Source organism: Brevibacterium sediminis, assembly GCF_024895295.1.
GTDB lineage: Bacteria > Actinomycetota > Actinomycetes > Actinomycetales > Brevibacteriaceae > Brevibacterium > Brevibacterium sediminis.
On sequence record NZ_JAHQRN010000002.1, the window covers coordinates 277,274 to 292,951 of the forward strand.

The following is a 15,678-nucleotide window of genomic DNA, read 5'->3' on the forward strand; positions in this document are numbered from 1 at the left end:
GCCGCCTCGCCTATGTGCACAGTCAACGCTCGGGTCTGCAGGGGCGGACGTTCGGCCCGGTCAGGCAGTGTCTGAATGACGGGCGAAGGTGAAGCGGAATGACGCACCTCATACAATGGTTCAGGTGCCGGGAGCCCGACACGGCTGAAATCCTGATCGATGCAGCACGAGACCTCCATGCTTGGAACCATGGAATCGATCGCCTGGCACGGAACTTATCAGCGATAAGGAAGATACTGCAGTGAGCATAGTCGTCCAGAAGTTCGGTGGGTCTTCGGTAGCCGATGCGGAATCGGTCAAGCGAGTGGCCAAACGAATTGTCGAGTACCGTCAAGCCGGTCACGAAGTAGTTGTCGTGGTGTCGGCCATGGGTGACAGTACCGATGATCTCATCGACTTGGCCCAACAGGTTTCCCCCATGCCCCCCGCCCGCGAACTCGATATGCTGCTGACCGCCGGTGAGCGCATCTCGATGGCGGTGCTGGCCATGGCGATCGCCAACCTCGGCTTCGAAGCCCAGTCCTTCACCGGCTCCCAGGCCGGAGTCATCACCGATGAGCAGTTCGGCAAGGCCCGAATCATCGACGTCACTCCCGGCCGCATCCGGTCATCCCTCGACGAGGGATACGTTGCCATCGTCGCAGGATTCCAGGGCGTCAGCCAGACTGCGAAGAACATCACCACACTCGGCCGCGGCGGCTCCGACACCACCGCTGTGGCACTGGCCGCGTCGCTCGACGCCGATGCGTGTGAGATCTACACCGACGTCGACGGCGTCTTCACCGCCGATCCGCGGATCGTGTCCACGGCGCGCAAGATCGATGAGATCGGCTACGAAGAGATGATGGAGATGGCCGCCTCGGGCGCCAAGGTCCTCATGCTCCGCTGCGTCGAATACGCCCGCCGTTACAACGTGCCGGTGCACGTGCGGTCCTCATTCTCTCGCAATCAAGGAACCTGGGTGACCGATTCACCCATCCCCGAAGCCTTCCGCCAGGGCCGGGGATCATCGACCCCGGCAGCGGAACCAGAAACGGAGTCCACCATGGAACAGGCAATCATCTCCGGCGTCGCCCACGACCGCTCGGAAGCCAAGGTCACGATCGTCGGTGTTCCCGATGTCCCCGGCAAGGCCGCTGAGATCTTCAAGACTCTGGCCAAGCAGGAAGCCAACATCGACATGATCGTCCAGAACATCTCCACCCGCGAGCCGGGGAAGACGGACATCTCATTCACCCTGCCCATGGACGACGGAGCCAAGGCGCTCGAGGCCCTCGACGGTGTGAAGGCAGAGATCGGCTTCGACCAGGTCCGCTATGACGACCAGATCGGCAAGCTCTCCGTCGTCGGCGCCGGAATGCGCTCCCACCCGGGCGTGACCGCGACCCTGTTCGAAGCGCTCAGCGAAGCCCAGGTCAATATCGACATGATCTCCACCTCGGAGATCCGCATCAGCGTCGTCACCCGAGCAGACCTGCTCGACGACGCGGTCCGTGCCGCTCATGCCGCCTACGGACTCGACAGTGAAGACAACGAAGCAGTGGTGTACGGAGGTACCGGACGATGAGCGTCAATATCGGAGTAGTCGGTGCGACCGGCCAGGTCGGCGGAGTCATGCTCGACCTGCTGGCCGACGATCCCGGGTTCGAGATCGGGTCCCTGAGGCTCTTCGCCTCGGCCCGTTCGGCCGGGAAGACGATCGACTTCAAAGGCCAGCCGATCACCGTCGAAGATGCCACCGAGGCGGATCCGAGCGGACTCGATATCGCCCTGTTCTCCGCCGGTGGGGCGACGTCGAAGGCACAGGCCGAGCGTTTCGCCGCCGCCGGTGCCATCGTCGTCGACAACTCCTCGGCGTGGCGTTCGGACCCGGAGGTTCCGCTTGTCGTCAGTGAGGTCAACCCGGATGCCCTTGATGAGCCGCCCAAGGGCATCATCGCGAACCCGAACTGCACGACCATGGCCGCCATGCCCGTGCTCAAGGCTCTCCATGACAAGGCCGGACTGAGCCGTCTCATCGTGGCCACCTACCAGGCAGTGTCCGGTTCGGGTCTGTCCGGGGTCGAGGAGCTCGCCGGTCAGCTCGAAGCCGGTCTGCCCGATGCGCGCAAGCTCACCACCGACGGAAACGCGGTGAGCCTGCCGGAGCCTGACAACTACGTCGAACCGATTGCGTTCAACGTCCTGCCGATGGCCGGATCGGTCGTCGACGACGGACAGAACGAAACCGATGAAGAGAAGAAGCTGCGCAACGAGAGCCGGAAGATCCTCGGCCTGCCCGACCTGCTGGTCGCCGGCACCTGCGTGCGCGTGCCAGTCTTCACCGGACACAGCCTGAGCATCCACGCCGAATTCGACTCCGACATCAGCCCCGAGCAGGCCACCGAAATCCTGTCGCAGGCACCCGGAGTCTCCCTCGACGAGGTCCCGACCCCGCTCAAGGCCGCAGGTCGGAACGACAGCTACGTCGGCCGCATCCGCGCCGACCAGTCGGCACCAGCAGGCAAGGGACTCGTCCTCTTCGTCTCCAACGACAACCTGCGCAAGGGCGCGGCACTGAACACCGTGCAGATCGCCGCCCTGCTGGCCAAGAAGCTCGAGGCGAAGGCCGCCTGAGCCGGCAAGGCAACGACAGTCAGGTGATGAACCGCCCGGAAGCACACGCTTTCGGGCGGTTCGTTGTTTCCCACAGTCGCACTCGACTGCCCGTCAGCGGCAGTCTCGTTCAAGGCCACGCTCGTTTATCCAGAGTTCCCGCACGCCGGTCGAACTTGTTCAAGCGCAACCGCAGATTGCACGCGGTACACGGAGCGAAAAGTGCGCTCCGCCTTGAACGAGCGGACCTCGGGTGACGGTATGGGTGCCAAGTGTCGAAAGTGGCCAGAACATATAAAAGCGTTGCTATATATAAATATTTATATTAGTGGCGGGCCTCTGATCTGAGTATCGTCGACGATGTTGCTTCATCCTCGATGCCTTAGAAAGGCTCCTCATGACCTCCTCGCGCATTCTTCTCACTTCCGCTGCCATCGCCTCCTCGGCGACGCTGGTCCTCAGCGGCTGCGGGGGACAGGCCTCCGAAGCCGACACCGGGGCACTGCGCGTGGTGACCTCGACCAACGTCTACGCCGACATCGTCTCCCAAGTCGCCGGCGATTTCGCCGAGGTGAGCCCGATCATCGATGATCCGAACCAGGATCCTCACTCCTACGAGGCGACCACGCAGGATCGACTCAAACTGTCGAAGGCCGACCTCGTGGTACAGAACGGCGGCGGCTACGACGCATTCATGACCGGAATGCTCGATGCCTCCGGTACTGACGTCGACATCATCGATACCGTTTCGATCTCGGGCCTGCCCGGCTCGGAAGGCCTCGGCAACGAGCCCCACGACCATGAACACGGTGAGGGCCATGACGACGAGGAAGCCCACGGCGGCGGGCACGCTCACGAAGACGAGGAGGCACATGATCATGAACATGCCGAAGAAGGCCACGATGAAGAGGGCCACGAAGGCCACGATCACGGATCATTCAACGAACACCTGTGGTACTCGGTCCCGACGATGACGAAGCTCGTCGACGAGGCGGCGACCCACCTCGGCGAGGCCCTGCCGGAACATCAGGGCGAGTTCGAGGAGAACGCGAAAGAGTACAAGGCGCAGCTGTCCGCCCTGCAGGACGATATCGATGCGGTGAAGAAGGAACACGGCGGCGAGAAGGTCGCTGCGACCGAACCGATTCCGCTGTGGCTGTTCGACGATATGGGGCTCGAGAACGTCACCTCGATGGAGTTCCTCGCCGCGGTCGAAGAGGGCAATGATGTGCCGCCGTTGGTGCTCAAGGCCGCGGAGAAGCAGATCTCCGATGGAGATGCCGTGCTGCTTGGATACAATACTCAAGCGGCGGGTCCGCAGGCAGAGGCCTTGAAGTCCACCGCTGAGGACTCCGACGTCCCGGTCGTCGACCTCGCCGAGACCATGCCTTCGGGAACGCACTACGCCGACTGGATGGGTGGTTACATCACCGAAATCTCAACCGCACTCGAAGGGCACAAGCACTGAACATGGCCAAGGAATCCGACGCTTCCGCACCGGCAATACGACGGGAGCCGGTGATTCGACTGCGCGACGCCGAACTGCGGTTCGGCCCGCGAGTACTCTGGCACGATCTCGACCTCGACGTCGCGCCTGGGGAGTTCCTCGCCGTGCTCGGCCCCAACGGCACGGGCAAGACCTCCCTGCTCAAGGTGCTGCTGGGACAGAATGCGCTGTCGGCCGGCACCGCTGAGGTCGGCGGTCGGGAAGTGCACAAGGGCAATCCCGCCATCGGCTACATTCCGCAGCAGCGCGGAATCGATCCGCACACTCCGATGCGCGGCCGCGATCTGGTGCGCATGGGCATCGACGGTCACCGGTGGGGGATGGGCCTGCTGTCCCGGGGACGAAAGAAGAAGGTCGAAGACCTCTTGGCCTCCGTCGGCGCCACCGACTATGCCGACGCCCCCGCCGGCACGGTCTCCGGCGGTGAGCTGCAGCGATTGCGAGTGGCCCAGGCCCTGGCCAACGATCCCACGGTGCTGCTCTGCGACGAACCGCTGCTGTCCCTCGATCTGCACCACCAGCAGGTGGTGGCCGCGCTGCTGCACGAACAGCGGGTCAAACGCGATGCCGCCGTCGTCTTCGTCACCCACGAGATCAACCCGATCCTGCCGTATGTCGACCGGGTGCTCTATATCGTCGGCGGGCATTTCCTCATCGGCACCCCCGCCGAGGTGATGACCACCGAATCGCTGTCCCGCCTCTACGGTGCTCCGGTCGAAGTGGTCCGCGTCGGCGGCCGCCTCGTCGTCGTCGGCGGTGAAGAGGAATGCGTCGACCACCACAACCTGCCCGATGACTCCTTCGACCTCGACGGGACGGTGGTGAACCGATGAGCATTCCTGAGATCTTTGCCAACCTCTTCACCTTCGAGGATTACGGCGAGCTCGTGGCGCTGCTGGCCAATTCTCTCATCGCCGCGGCGCTGCTCGGCGTTGTCGGAGGCCTCATCAGTGTCTTCGTCATGGCTCGGGACATCCCCTTCGCAGTCCACGGGGTCTCCGAGCTCTCCTTCGCCGGTGCTGCCTTCGCCCTACTCGTCGGCTTCGACGTCGTGACCGGGTCGATCGTCGGGTCCGTCGTCGCGGCTCTCATCATCGGCATCGGCGGGGCCAAGGATTCGGAGAAGAACGCGATCATCGGCGTCCTCATGCCCTTCGGCCTGGGACTGGCGATCCTCTTCCTCGCCCTCTACGACGGGCGAGCGGCGAGCAAGTTCGGGCTGCTCACCGGCCAGATCGTCGCGATCACACCCGGCCAGATCCTCACCCTCATCATCTGTGCGCTGGCCGTACTCGTGGTGTTGGCGATCGTCTGGCGTCCGCTCATGTTCTCCAGCCTCGACCCCGAGGTGGCACGGGCCAAAGGTGTGCCGGTCAGTGTGCTCACCATCGTCTTCATGCTCACCCTCGGACTCGCGGTGGCGCTGAGCGTGCAGGTCGTCGGTGTCCTCCTCGTCCTCGCTCTTCTCATCACCCCGGCCGCCGCAGCAACCCAGCTCTCGGCCTCGCCGGTGTGGGTTCCGGTGCTCAGCGTGATCTTCGCCGTGACCGCCTCGGTCGGTGGAATCCTCATTGCGCTCGGTTCACCGGTGGTCCCGATCAGCCCGTTCGTCACGACGATCTCGTTCCTCATCTACGTCGTCTGCCGTCTCGTCGGAGGTCGCCGGATGAAATCCCTGCACCGACGCCGCGCCCACCGCGCTGCAAGAGAACACAACACCCCCATCCCTACCCCCTAGTTGCTACCTGACGGCGGCCCAGCAACCTCGCGCGAGGTTGCTGGGCCGCCGTCAGGTAGTTCTGGGAGCGGATAGAGTTGGGGGAATGAAGAAGCGCGCTCTCCTCGCCGGTGCTCTTGCCGCCCCCACGGCCGCCGGAATCTGGGGTGCGGTCATCGAACCGCACCTCTTCGCCATCCGCCACCACACCCTGCCGATCCTGCCTGCCGGAGCCGAATCCATCCGGATCCTCCACGTCGCCGACCTGCACCTGGCGCCCTGGCAGAAGCACCGTGCCTCCTGGGTCAAAGCGCTCACCCGGCTCGAACCGGACGTCGTCGTCAACACCGGTGACAACCTCTCGGCCGATATCGTGCCCGACGTCCTCGACGTCTTCTCCGGTCTGCTCGACACACCCGGAGTCTTCGTCCTGGGGTCAAATGACTTCTTCTCGCCGCAGGCGAAGAATCCCGCGAAGTATCTGCGATCGCCGTCCCAGGTCAAACACCGAGTGAACCCCGATCTCGACGTTGGGGCCCTCGTCCGCGGATTCGAAGAACCGACATCCCCGTCGGACTCGTCGGCCGGTAGTCAGGGATGGCATTTCCTCGACAACACCGAGGCGACCCTGACGATCAAGGGCACCCGGATCCACTTCACCGGGCTCGGCGACGCCCATATCGACCGCGACCGGATCCGTTGGAGTGGGGGAGCACCCGGCAAGGGCGTGCTTGAGCATCCGCGGTTCGATTCCAAGGCCGGGCTCAAGGTGGGCGTGACACACGCCCCGTATTCGCGGACCTTGGAGGCGTTCGCCTCGGCGGGGGCGGACCTCATCATGGCCGGACACACTCACGGGGGACAGATCCGCGTGCCCTTCTGGGGTGCGCCGGTGACGAACTGCGACCTCGATCGGACACGCGCACGCGGAGTCTTTCCGTACCGGAAGAGCCTCGTCGCCATCTCCGCCGGTCTCGGATTCTCACCGTACTCACCAGTGCGTTTCGCCTGCCGACCTGAAGTCAGCGTCTTGGAACTCGTCGCAATGGCCTAACCTGTTCAGCGGTTTCTGAAGATTTGCACAAGGCAAATTCGTTAAACTGGCTACCATGGTGTCTCCTGAGTCAAACGCCCCACCCACAAAAATGGGCGCGTTCATGCAGTTCGTGGCCGTCAGCGCAGTGGCGGGAATCGTCGCTGCCGGTCTGGCCATTCCCGGAGTCGGTGTCGCAACAGCCAGTGCGAACAGCGCTGTCGAGATCTTCGATTCACTCCCCGCGACCTTGGAGATCAAGGACCTCGGTGAGAAGTCGACGATGCTTGCCTCCGACGGGTCCGAGCTTGCGGAGTTCTACTGGCAGAACCGCCAGGAGGTCCCGCTGGATAAGATCTCGAAGGATATGCAGAATGCGACGATCGCCGTCGAGGACTACCGGTACTTCGAACACGGCGGCGTCGACATCGAGGGCATTGCTCGTGCAGCGGTGCACAATATGGTGTCCTCGACGACTCAGGGCGGATCGACGCTGACCCAGCAGTACGTGAAGAACGTGCTGGCAGAGAACGCGCATGCCGAGGAAGACTCCGAAGGTGTGGCTGCGGCGAAGGAGTCCGAAGGCACCGCCGGCTATGCGCGTAAGCTCCGCGAAGCCAAACTCGCTGTCGCGGTTGAGAAGAAGTACGACAAGAAGGAAATCCTCAATCGCTACATGAACATCAACAACTATTCGGGTTCCCCGAACGTCTACGGTGTCGAAGCCGCCGCCTACCGGTACTGGGGCATCCACGCGAAAGATCTCAACATCCAGCAGTCGGCGATGCTCGCCGGAATCGTGCAGAACCCCTCGGCGTTCAACCCGCAGCGGTTCCCCGACCAGGTGCTCAAGCGTCGCAACACCGTGCTCGGGCAGATGCTCAAGTACGACCACATCACGCAGAAGGAGTACGACAAGGCGGTCAAGACCGACCTCGACCTCGACCTGCATGAGACTCCGAACGGCTGTTCGGCAGCCAAGAGCAAGGCAGAATTCTTCTGCAACTATGTTCAGAACGTCATTATGAATGATGACACCTTCGGCGACACGGCTGACGAACGCCTGGCCTTCCTCCAACGTGGCGGTCTGAAGATCAAGACCAGCCTCAATCCCGATATCCAGAAGATCGCGGACAAAGAGATCAAGAAGCGCGTCCCCGTCGGCGACCCCTCCGGCGCCGGTCACGCCCTGGTGACGATCGAACCTGGAACCGGTGAAGTCATCGCCATGGCCGAGAACCGCGAATACACCGCGGGAGAGGTCAAGAAGAAGGACAAGAACAAGAAGACCTCGATCAACTACACCGTCGACAAGAAGCACAACGGAGGCGGCGGCTTCCAGGTCGGTTCGACGTGGAAGCCTTTCGTCCTGACGGCATGGCTGAAGGAAGGAAAGAGCCTCAACACCACCGTCAATGCGACGAAGCGCAATTTCCCGGCCAGCTCCTGGAAGTACGAGGGCTGTCCGAATATGGGCGGAGACTGGGACCCGAACAACGCCGGCGACGGTGAAGGCAAGGGTTCGATGACCGCGCTGGAGGCCACGAAGAAGTCCGTCAACACGGGCTATGCGGCGATGGGCAACCAGCTGAACATGTGTGATGTCATGGACACCGCTATGGACCTCGGCATCCGCTATGGCAGCGGAGAGGCGCTCGACTTCAAGGACAAGTCCGGCTTCATCCAAGCCCTGTCACCGTCGTCGATTCTCGGTACGACGGAGACCACGCCGATCGCCATGGCCGCGGCGTTCGCCACCTTCGCGAACGAAGGCGAATTCTGCGGACCGAAGCCGATCATTGAGATCAAGGACCGCAAGGGCGAGAAGCTCGACCTGCCTGGCGAAGGCTGCAAGCGAGTGCTCGACAAGGAAGTGGCCAAGGGCGTCGCCTACGCGCTGACTCAGACGTTCAACGGCGGTACGACGAGCTCGCTGAAGATCGGAGTTCCGGCAGGCGCTAAGACCGGTACGACGAACTTCGAGGTCGGTCACACCTGGCTGCTCGGGTTCACCAAGACGCTGTCGACTGCGGTCTGGACCGGCGATCCGGGGGGCACTCGGGACTGGCGCACCAACGGCGCCGGCGCCGTCAGAGGCCACATCTACGGTGCGACCATCTCCGGTAAGACCTGGCAGGCATACATGAGCCAGGCGGTGAAGGAGACCAAGGGCAATACCGGGTTCCCGAAGCCCAGCAGCAAGTACTTCTCCGGCGGCGGCTCCGGCGGTGGTGGCGGTTCGTCCAGCGGCGGCCGCGGTGGAGGCGGCGGCACCGGCACTGGTGGCGGTGGCGGAAGCCACGGCAACGGCGGTGGCGGCACCGGTGGCGGCGGCAACGGCGGCGGTGGAGGCGGCAACTCCGGAAACAACGGAGGCGGCGGCGGAAACGGCGGCGGCAACAACGGCGGCAGTGACGGCGGCAGTGACGGCGGTGACGGCGGCGGCGAGGCTCCCGGCCTCGGCGGCAACTGAGCCGATGAGATGCCGGTCGTGACCGGCCGATAGAACCCGGCGGAGAACGTCCCGGTGAAGGCGGGGAGGACCAGGGCCTCCCCGCCTTCGCTGTCTGACTTTCACGGGTGTCGCCGCAGCGAAACAGCTGTGACCGCCGCCCACGGAACACGGGTGCCCAGCGTGCCCAGTCTGGGCTAGTGTGGGGAACGGACCTGCGTCGTCGACCGCACCAGGAAAGCCTGGTCATACCGGATCACTCGGACCGCCTCGGCGCCGCACCAACAACTGAGGAGAACCATGACCAAGTGGGAATACGTTACCGTGCCGCTCATCGTCCACGCGACCAAGCAGATCCTCGACCAATGGGGCGAGGACGGATACGAACTCGTGCAGGTCGTCCCGGGTCCCGACAACAACGGACTCGTGGCTTACCTCAAACGCCCCAAAGAATGAGCTGAACCGGCCGGACCGTTGACACCCCACCCTCACCGAAAGAAGAACAATGTCGAAGACCCTTGAGCGCATGAACGAACTCGGCCTCGAACTGCCCGAGATCGCCACACCAGCCGGCGCCTACGTCCCCGCACTGCGCACCGGGAACTACGTCTATACCTCGGGCCAGCTGCCCGTCGTCGACGGCAAACTGCCTGCGACCGGTCACCTCGGCACGGACGTCGACCTCGACACCGGCTACCAACTTGCACGCACCGCCGGGCTCAACGCTCTGGCCGCCATCGCCGGAGTCATCGGCGATCTCGACAAGATCGTGCGCGTCGTCAAGGTCACCGGCTTCGTCAACTCCGCCGACGATTTCACCCAGCAGCCGGCCGTCATCAACGGCGTGTCCGAGCTCTATGGCGAGATCTTCGGAGACCGTGGGCAGCACGCCCGCAGCGCGGTCGGCGTGAACACTCTGCCTCTGGGCACCCCCGTCGAGGTCGAAGTCATCGTCGAGGTCTCAGGCGATGCCGCTTAGCGGACGCACTCTTCCCGTCTCGTCGGAGCTGCGGTGGCTGCTTGACCACTGGCAGTCCGACGGACGGTGGCCCGTCCCGGAGGCCCCGCGACCCACCTCGGCGATCGTGCTGATCCGGGATTCCGCGGACGGGCTGGAACTCTTCATCACCCGGCAACTCGACGCCCGCGGCGTCGAAGACCGCAACCGGTGGGCATTTCCCACCAGCAGCCTGCGCCCGGGTGATGTGCGGAAGCTGCCTCTGGCCGGATGGAATTCGGCCCGGTGCGCCCGTGCGCTGAGCATCGAAAACAAATCCCGCGCCCTCCACCACTTCTCCGCGGCCGCCCGCATCACCTTCGCTGCCACCGGAATCCTGCTCGCCGAGGATGTCGACCGGGAGATCGTGGCCGCACCGCAGACGGACTGGAACACCACCCGATCGAGGCTGTTCTCGAACGAAGTGTCCTGGTCACAGGTCTTACGCGACCGAGACCTGCGGTTGCGTCCCGATCTGTGCAAACCGTGGCTGCGCTGGATCAACACCCCCACCCAGCTGCACCGCTTCGACACCACCTACTTCATCGCCACCGTGCCCTTCGGCCAGGACGTCGACTTCCTGTCACCGAACGAGACCTCTGCCGGATGGAAACGCCCCGACCAGATCATCGCCGAGGTGGGAGGAGACCCCGACCGCATCGGCGCGGCCGCCCGCATCATCGTCGAAAGCCTCGCCGAGGTCCCGACCGTGGGCGCGGCCATGGCGCAGATCCGCAACCTCCACCCGCTGCGTCCGGAGATCGTCGATGACGACGGCGACTGGAAGGTCGTCATCCACACGGGCAAGGACCCCCACAGCAAGGGAAGCCTGCGCGACCGGGCCGTGGCCGTCGGCGAGACCGACACCGACCAGAACCCCGGCTTCCTGACATTCAGCGGTGACGATGACGAAACGACAGACGAGGAGAACGACGACTCATGAGAATCCGTGCGAACAACCCCGGCCCGATGACCCTGACCGGTACGAACACCTACGTTCTCACCAGCCAGGATGACACGTCCGCAGTTGTCATCGATCCCGGACCGGAGATGGCCGATCATCGTGAAGCCTTCCTCGCGGAAGTGGCCGACCGTGACCTGGCGGCGGTCGTTCTCACCCACCAGCACGCCGACCATTCTGAGATGCTCGGAAGCATCGACCAGTGGGCCCCCGACGTGCCCGTCTATGCCGTGCTCGAGCGTTTCGCTCGGCACACGGACCCGGTCAGCGACGGCGACGAGATCGCCTTCGGTGACACTCCGGCCGACGTTCTGCGCGTCGTCGCCACCCCCGGACACACGAGCGACAGCATCAGCCTCATCCACTCCGGAGCCCTCTACAGCGGCGATACGATCCTGGGGGAGGGGACGACGATCGTCACCCACCCGGAAGGCTCCCTGGGCGACTATCTCAACTCCCTCGACCGATTGAAGGAGCTGCTCGACGACGGGGAGTTCGCCATCATCGAGCCGGCCCACGGTGAGCGCATCGACGCCCCCGCCGAGGTGATCGACTACTACCGTTCCCACCGACTCGAACGCATCGAGCAGGTCAAAGCGGCATTGGAGCAGGGGGCGAAGACGGCCTCAGAGGTATGCGACATCGTCTACCACGACGTCGACTCCAGCGTACGGTCGGCGGCCGAGCAGATCGTCAAGGCTCAGCTGGCCTACCTCGACGCCCTGCCCGCCGCCGACGACGCCTGAGTCCCGCTGCTGACGCCGGAGCCGCCGACGCCTGAGTCCTGCCGCGGCGCCTGGTGCGCAACATCTTCGGCCCAGCTGGATGACACACCACTCACGACTCGGGTTCTGATCCAGTCATCGAGTTCAAACTCGATGACTGGATCAGAACGCGATCACGAAACTTCCCACACCTCACGCGACAGCCCCTGAGACGGCGAGCGCCGGCCACGACGCACACCTGTCCCGACCAGAACGAACGCCCCAGCCGAATCGGCTGGGGCGTCCATTTGTCGCGGCGTCCACGCGGCCACAGCGGCCGGAGGTCGCTGGGAGGATCAGCGGGCGCGGTTGCGCATGCGGTCCATGTCGAGGATGACGACGGAGCGGGCCTCGAGACGGATGAAGCCGCGGGCGGCGAAGTCGGCCAGCGCCTTGTTCACGGTCTCGCGCGAGGCACCGACGAGCTGAGCCAGCTCTTCCTGAGTGAGGTCGTGAGCGACGAGCACACCGTCGGGAGCCGGCTTCGAAAAGCGAGCGGCGAGATCGAGCAGAGCCTTGGCGACACGGCCGGGCACATCGGAGAAGACAAGGTCGCCGACGGTCTCATTGGTGCGACGCAGACGCTGGGCGAGGGCCTTGAGCAGGTTCATCGCGGCCTGCGGACGCTCGTTGAGCCAAGTGGTGAGGTCTTCGTGCTTGAGGCTGAGCAGCTCCGACTGGGAGACGGCAGTGACAGAGGTCGAACGCGGGCCCGGATCGAAGAGGCTGAGCTCACCGATGATCTCGCCGGGGCCGACCACGGACAGCAGGTTCTCACGGCCGTCGGAGGACTCACGGCCGATCTTGAGCTTGCCCGAGGAGACGATGTAGAGCTCGTCACCGGCATCGCCCTCATGGAAGAGCACGGTTCCCCGACGGAGACTCCGCGGGTTCATGAACTTCATCAATGCACTGGTGGCTTCATCGTCCAGACCTGCGAAGAGCGTCGCGCCCCGCACCACTTCAATATCCACTGGTTCCTCCTTGTCGTGATAATCACACACAAATCTACCTGGTCATCTGCATCGATACCAGCAAAGACGCGGGAGTGTGGCCCATCAGTATGAAAACCTCTCCCGCACCGCCCAACACGACTCCCGTCCACACCATTCCCGCAGCCGGCCAGAACAAGGTGCGCAGATCCGGGCGCGAACATGATTCACGGGTGTGACCGGCATGACTGCGGAATGACAGGGCACGGATTAGGATGGTGAGTCGTGTTGACTGTGGCAGAGAAGAGCGCGCGGAAGTTCGCGAAGGAGACCCCTCTGGGCCGGACCCGCCGGGCGCGGAAGATCCATCGCATCCTCGCCGAGGTGTATCCGAACGCGAAGTGCGAGCTCGACTTCGAGACTCCGTTCCAGCTGCTCATCGCCACCGTCCTCTCCGCCCAGACCACCGATATCCGCGTCAACTCGGTCACCCCGAGCCTCTTCGCCGCCTTCCCCGACGCCCACGCCCTGGCCGTGGCCAATCTCATCGAGGTCGAGGAGCACATCCGCTCCACAGGGTTCTACCGGGCCAAGGCCCGCAACATCGTCAAGCTCGCGAACGAACTCGTCGATGAATACGACGGCGTGGTGCCTAACAAGCTGGACAAGCTCGTCAAGCTCGCCGGAGTCGGACGAAAGACCGCGAACGTCGTCCTCGGAAACGCTTTCGACACCCCTGGGCTGACCGTCGATACACATATGGGCCGGCTGGCCCGCCGCTTCGGTTGGACCGAGGAAACCGATCCGGTCAAGGCCGAGCACGAGATCGCGGCCCTTTTCCCGAAGAAGGACCTCACCATGCTTTCGCATCGGGTGATCTTCCACGGCCGCCGCATCTGCCATTCCCGCAAGCCCGCCTGTGGAGCCTGCCCCCTGACGGCGCTGTGCCCATCGTTCGGGATCGGGGAACTCGACCCGGACAAGGCACGTGCCATGCTTCGGTTCGAAATGGCGCCTTTGGCCAATCCCGCCGAGGAGGCTGTCCCCGAGGAGGGACGATGAGCGCCCGAATCCCCGACCTTCCACCCGAATCGGCGACGATCGCCGATGGGGCCCTGCGCGGGCAGCTCGAAGATCTCGCTGCCTCGCACGGGTCCCCGCTGTGGCTGCGCCGACAGAAGGACGCCGCCGAGCAGTCCGCCCGTGACGCCGCCGTTCTCATGCTCTTCGGGCGCGGGGGAGAGCCTCGCACCGAGGCGGGAGGCGCAGAAGCATCGCGCCTGGCCGAACTCGGCGTCGCCGATGTCGACATCGTTCTTCTCCAGCGGGCCGCGACCCTGCGCCATCATCCCGGACAGGTCGCCTTCCCCGGTGGCGGTCGTGACCCCGAAGACGATTCCATGGCGGCCGCCGCGCTGCGTGAAGCGGAGGAAGAAGCCGGAATCTCCCCGGACACCGTCGAAGTTCTCGGAGAGATGGACCCGCTCTATATCCCCGTCTCGAAGTTCGAGGTCACTCCGGTTATCGGCTATTGGCGTCAGCCGGGCCAAGTCCAGGTGATGGATCAGCGGGAGTCCTACTCCGTCTATCGGGTGGCCATCGCCGACCTCGTCGCCCCCGCCAACCGCGGAACCTTCGCCCGTCCCGATCTGAAGATCTCGACCCCGGCCTTCGACGTCGGAGTCCTCAAGGTATGGGGCTTCACTGCCGGCATCCTCGACTTCGCCCTCGACCATCTCGGCTGGGCCGGTGAATGGGACAAGAAGGTTCCCATCGCCATCGACTTCTGAATTCGGCCACTGCGGATTCCGGCGACGGTCAGCGCTGCCCGGCCTTCGCTCTGAACAGCACCGCGGCCCACACCGCCGCCACAGCGAGGATGAGCAGACACCAGCCGACAGCGAGATAGCCGGAAGCGCCCATCTCGGTGCCGATGAGCAGTGCGCGCAGAGCGTCGATGATCGGGGTGATCGGCTGATTGTCGGCGAACACCTCCAACCACTTCGGCATGGTCTCGACCGGCACGAATGCGCTGGAGACGTACGGGAGGAAGAGCAGGATGAAGCCGTACCCGTTGGCGGATTCGGGAGACTTCGCGGCGAGGCCGATAGCGGCGAAGAGATACGTGATCGCCAGAATGTAGAGGGCGACGAGTCCGACGGTCGCCAGCCATTCGCCCACTCCGGCGGAGGGACGGAATCCGATGGCGACGGCGACGAGGAGGACGATGGAAGTGGCGAACAGATTCCTTGCGAGGCTCGCCGCCACGTGCCCGGTGATGACGGCAGACGCTCGCACCGGCATCGTCCGCAGTCGATCGACGAACCCGGAGGTCATGTCCGAAGCCACCGACAGCGAGGTCGAGGCGGCACCGAATCCGGCGCAGGTGAGGATGATTCCGGGGACGACGTAGTCGACGTAGCCGCCGTCGGGATCGAGAGCGCCGCCGAAGACGAAGGTGAACATGAGCATGAGCATCACCGGCAGAGCGACGGCCATGAGCAGCGATTCGACGTCGCGAACAGCGTGACGCAGGCTCCTGCCGATGAAGGCGGCCTCGGTGGAGAACCCGCGAGGGCGTGTACGGGAGACCCCTCGGGGGAGGGGAGAGGCGGTGGTCGCTGCTGTCGTCGGGGTATCGGTGATCGGGTGACTGTGTGACATTGGTCTGTCCTCTCTGGACGGTGTGGAGATCGGAGACGTGGGATCGGATATCGAGC

Annotated in this window: 15 protein-coding genes; 13 read left to right on the top strand and 2 right to left on the bottom strand. The window is 64.2% G+C overall.

Translation table 11 applies throughout. From position 1 onward, the window contains the following. Window positions 1-241 precede the first annotated feature (241 nt). From KTJ89_RS05650 to KTJ89_RS05700, 11 genes are all read left to right on the top strand, one after another. Complete coding sequence (locus KTJ89_RS05650; RefSeq protein WP_259357046.1) at window positions 242-1,567, top strand: aspartate kinase; 1,326 nt, start codon at window positions 242-244, stop codon at window positions 1,565-1,567. Continuing rightward, a complete protein-coding gene (locus KTJ89_RS05655) occupies window positions 1,564-2,616 on the top strand; it encodes an aspartate-semialdehyde dehydrogenase (RefSeq protein WP_259357047.1) in 1,053 nt (350 codons plus the stop codon). Before KTJ89_RS05650 ends, KTJ89_RS05655 begins: the two co-directional genes overlap by 4 nt. A gap of 376 nt (window positions 2,617-2,992) precedes the next feature. Next, window positions 2,993-4,063, top strand: a complete 1,071-nt coding sequence (locus KTJ89_RS05660) for a metal ABC transporter solute-binding protein, Zn/Mn family (RefSeq protein WP_259357048.1) — start codon at window positions 2,993-2,995, stop codon at window positions 4,061-4,063. A 2-nt stretch (window positions 4,064-4,065) separates the two neighbouring features. Continuing rightward, window positions 4,066-4,935 carry a metal ABC transporter ATP-binding protein gene (locus KTJ89_RS05665; protein WP_259357049.1) on the top strand — a complete coding sequence of 290 codons (870 nt, stop codon included), beginning with the start codon at window positions 4,066-4,068 and terminating at the stop codon, window positions 4,933-4,935. Continuing rightward, window positions 4,932-5,840, top strand: a complete 909-nt coding sequence (locus tag KTJ89_RS05670; protein ID WP_172173965.1) for a metal ABC transporter permease — start codon at window positions 4,932-4,934, stop codon at window positions 5,838-5,840. Before KTJ89_RS05665 ends, KTJ89_RS05670 begins: the two co-directional genes overlap by 4 nt. Before the next feature lie 85 nt (window positions 5,841-5,925). Then, a complete protein-coding gene (locus KTJ89_RS05675) occupies window positions 5,926-6,873 on the top strand; it encodes a metallophosphoesterase (RefSeq protein ID WP_139468717.1) in 948 nt (315 codons plus the stop codon). Between the two features lie 55 nt (window positions 6,874-6,928). Further along, a complete protein-coding gene (locus tag KTJ89_RS05680; protein ID WP_172173959.1) occupies window positions 6,929-9,325 on the top strand; it encodes a transglycosylase domain-containing protein in 2,397 nt (798 codons plus the stop codon). A 279-nt stretch (window positions 9,326-9,604) separates the two neighbouring features. After that, window positions 9,605-9,760 (top strand): Sp36 family protein, encoded by a 156-nt coding sequence (gene sp36 / locus KTJ89_RS05685; protein ID WP_009883339.1) that lies wholly within the window; start codon window positions 9,605-9,607, stop codon window positions 9,758-9,760. A 49-nt stretch (window positions 9,761-9,809) separates the two neighbouring features. After that, window positions 9,810-10,283, top strand: coding sequence for a RidA family protein (locus tag KTJ89_RS05690; protein WP_139907182.1), 474 nt, complete (start codon window positions 9,810-9,812; stop codon window positions 10,281-10,283). Further along, window positions 10,273-11,244, top strand: coding sequence for an NUDIX hydrolase (locus KTJ89_RS05695; RefSeq protein ID WP_172173956.1), 972 nt, complete (start codon window positions 10,273-10,275; stop codon window positions 11,242-11,244). Before KTJ89_RS05690 ends, KTJ89_RS05695 begins: the two co-directional genes overlap by 11 nt. Next, window positions 11,241-12,008 carry an MBL fold metallo-hydrolase gene (locus tag KTJ89_RS05700; protein ID WP_139907184.1) on the top strand — a complete coding sequence of 256 codons (768 nt, stop codon included), beginning with the start codon at window positions 11,241-11,243 and terminating at the stop codon, window positions 12,006-12,008. The genes KTJ89_RS05695 and KTJ89_RS05700 overlap by 4 nt, the downstream gene beginning before the upstream one ends. A gap of 314 nt (window positions 12,009-12,322) precedes the next feature. Here KTJ89_RS05700 and KTJ89_RS05705 read toward each other — a convergent pair whose 3' ends face one another. Then, window positions 12,323-13,000: a Crp/Fnr family transcriptional regulator gene (locus KTJ89_RS05705; RefSeq protein ID WP_101545702.1), complete on the bottom strand. Its 678-nt coding sequence runs from the start codon at window positions 12,998-13,000 to the stop codon at window positions 12,323-12,325. 243 nt (window positions 13,001-13,243) lie between these two features. Here KTJ89_RS05705 and nth point away from each other — a divergent pair, with 243 nt between their 5' ends. After that, window positions 13,244-14,020 carry an endonuclease III gene (gene nth, locus KTJ89_RS05710; protein WP_374990252.1) on the top strand — a complete coding sequence of 259 codons (777 nt, stop codon included), beginning with the start codon at window positions 13,244-13,246 and terminating at the stop codon, window positions 14,018-14,020. Continuing rightward, on the top strand, window positions 14,017-14,748 hold the full coding sequence (locus KTJ89_RS05715; RefSeq protein WP_259357050.1) for an NUDIX hydrolase: 732 nt from the start codon (window positions 14,017-14,019) through the stop codon (window positions 14,746-14,748). Before nth ends, KTJ89_RS05715 begins: the two co-directional genes overlap by 4 nt. 28 nt (window positions 14,749-14,776) lie before the next feature. Here the strand turns inward: KTJ89_RS05715 and KTJ89_RS05720 are convergent, their stop codons facing one another. Continuing rightward, window positions 14,777-15,622, bottom strand: coding sequence for an ABC transporter permease (locus KTJ89_RS05720; RefSeq protein ID WP_139907187.1), 846 nt, complete (start codon window positions 15,620-15,622; stop codon window positions 14,777-14,779). Window positions 15,623-15,678: the final 56 nt, after the last annotated feature.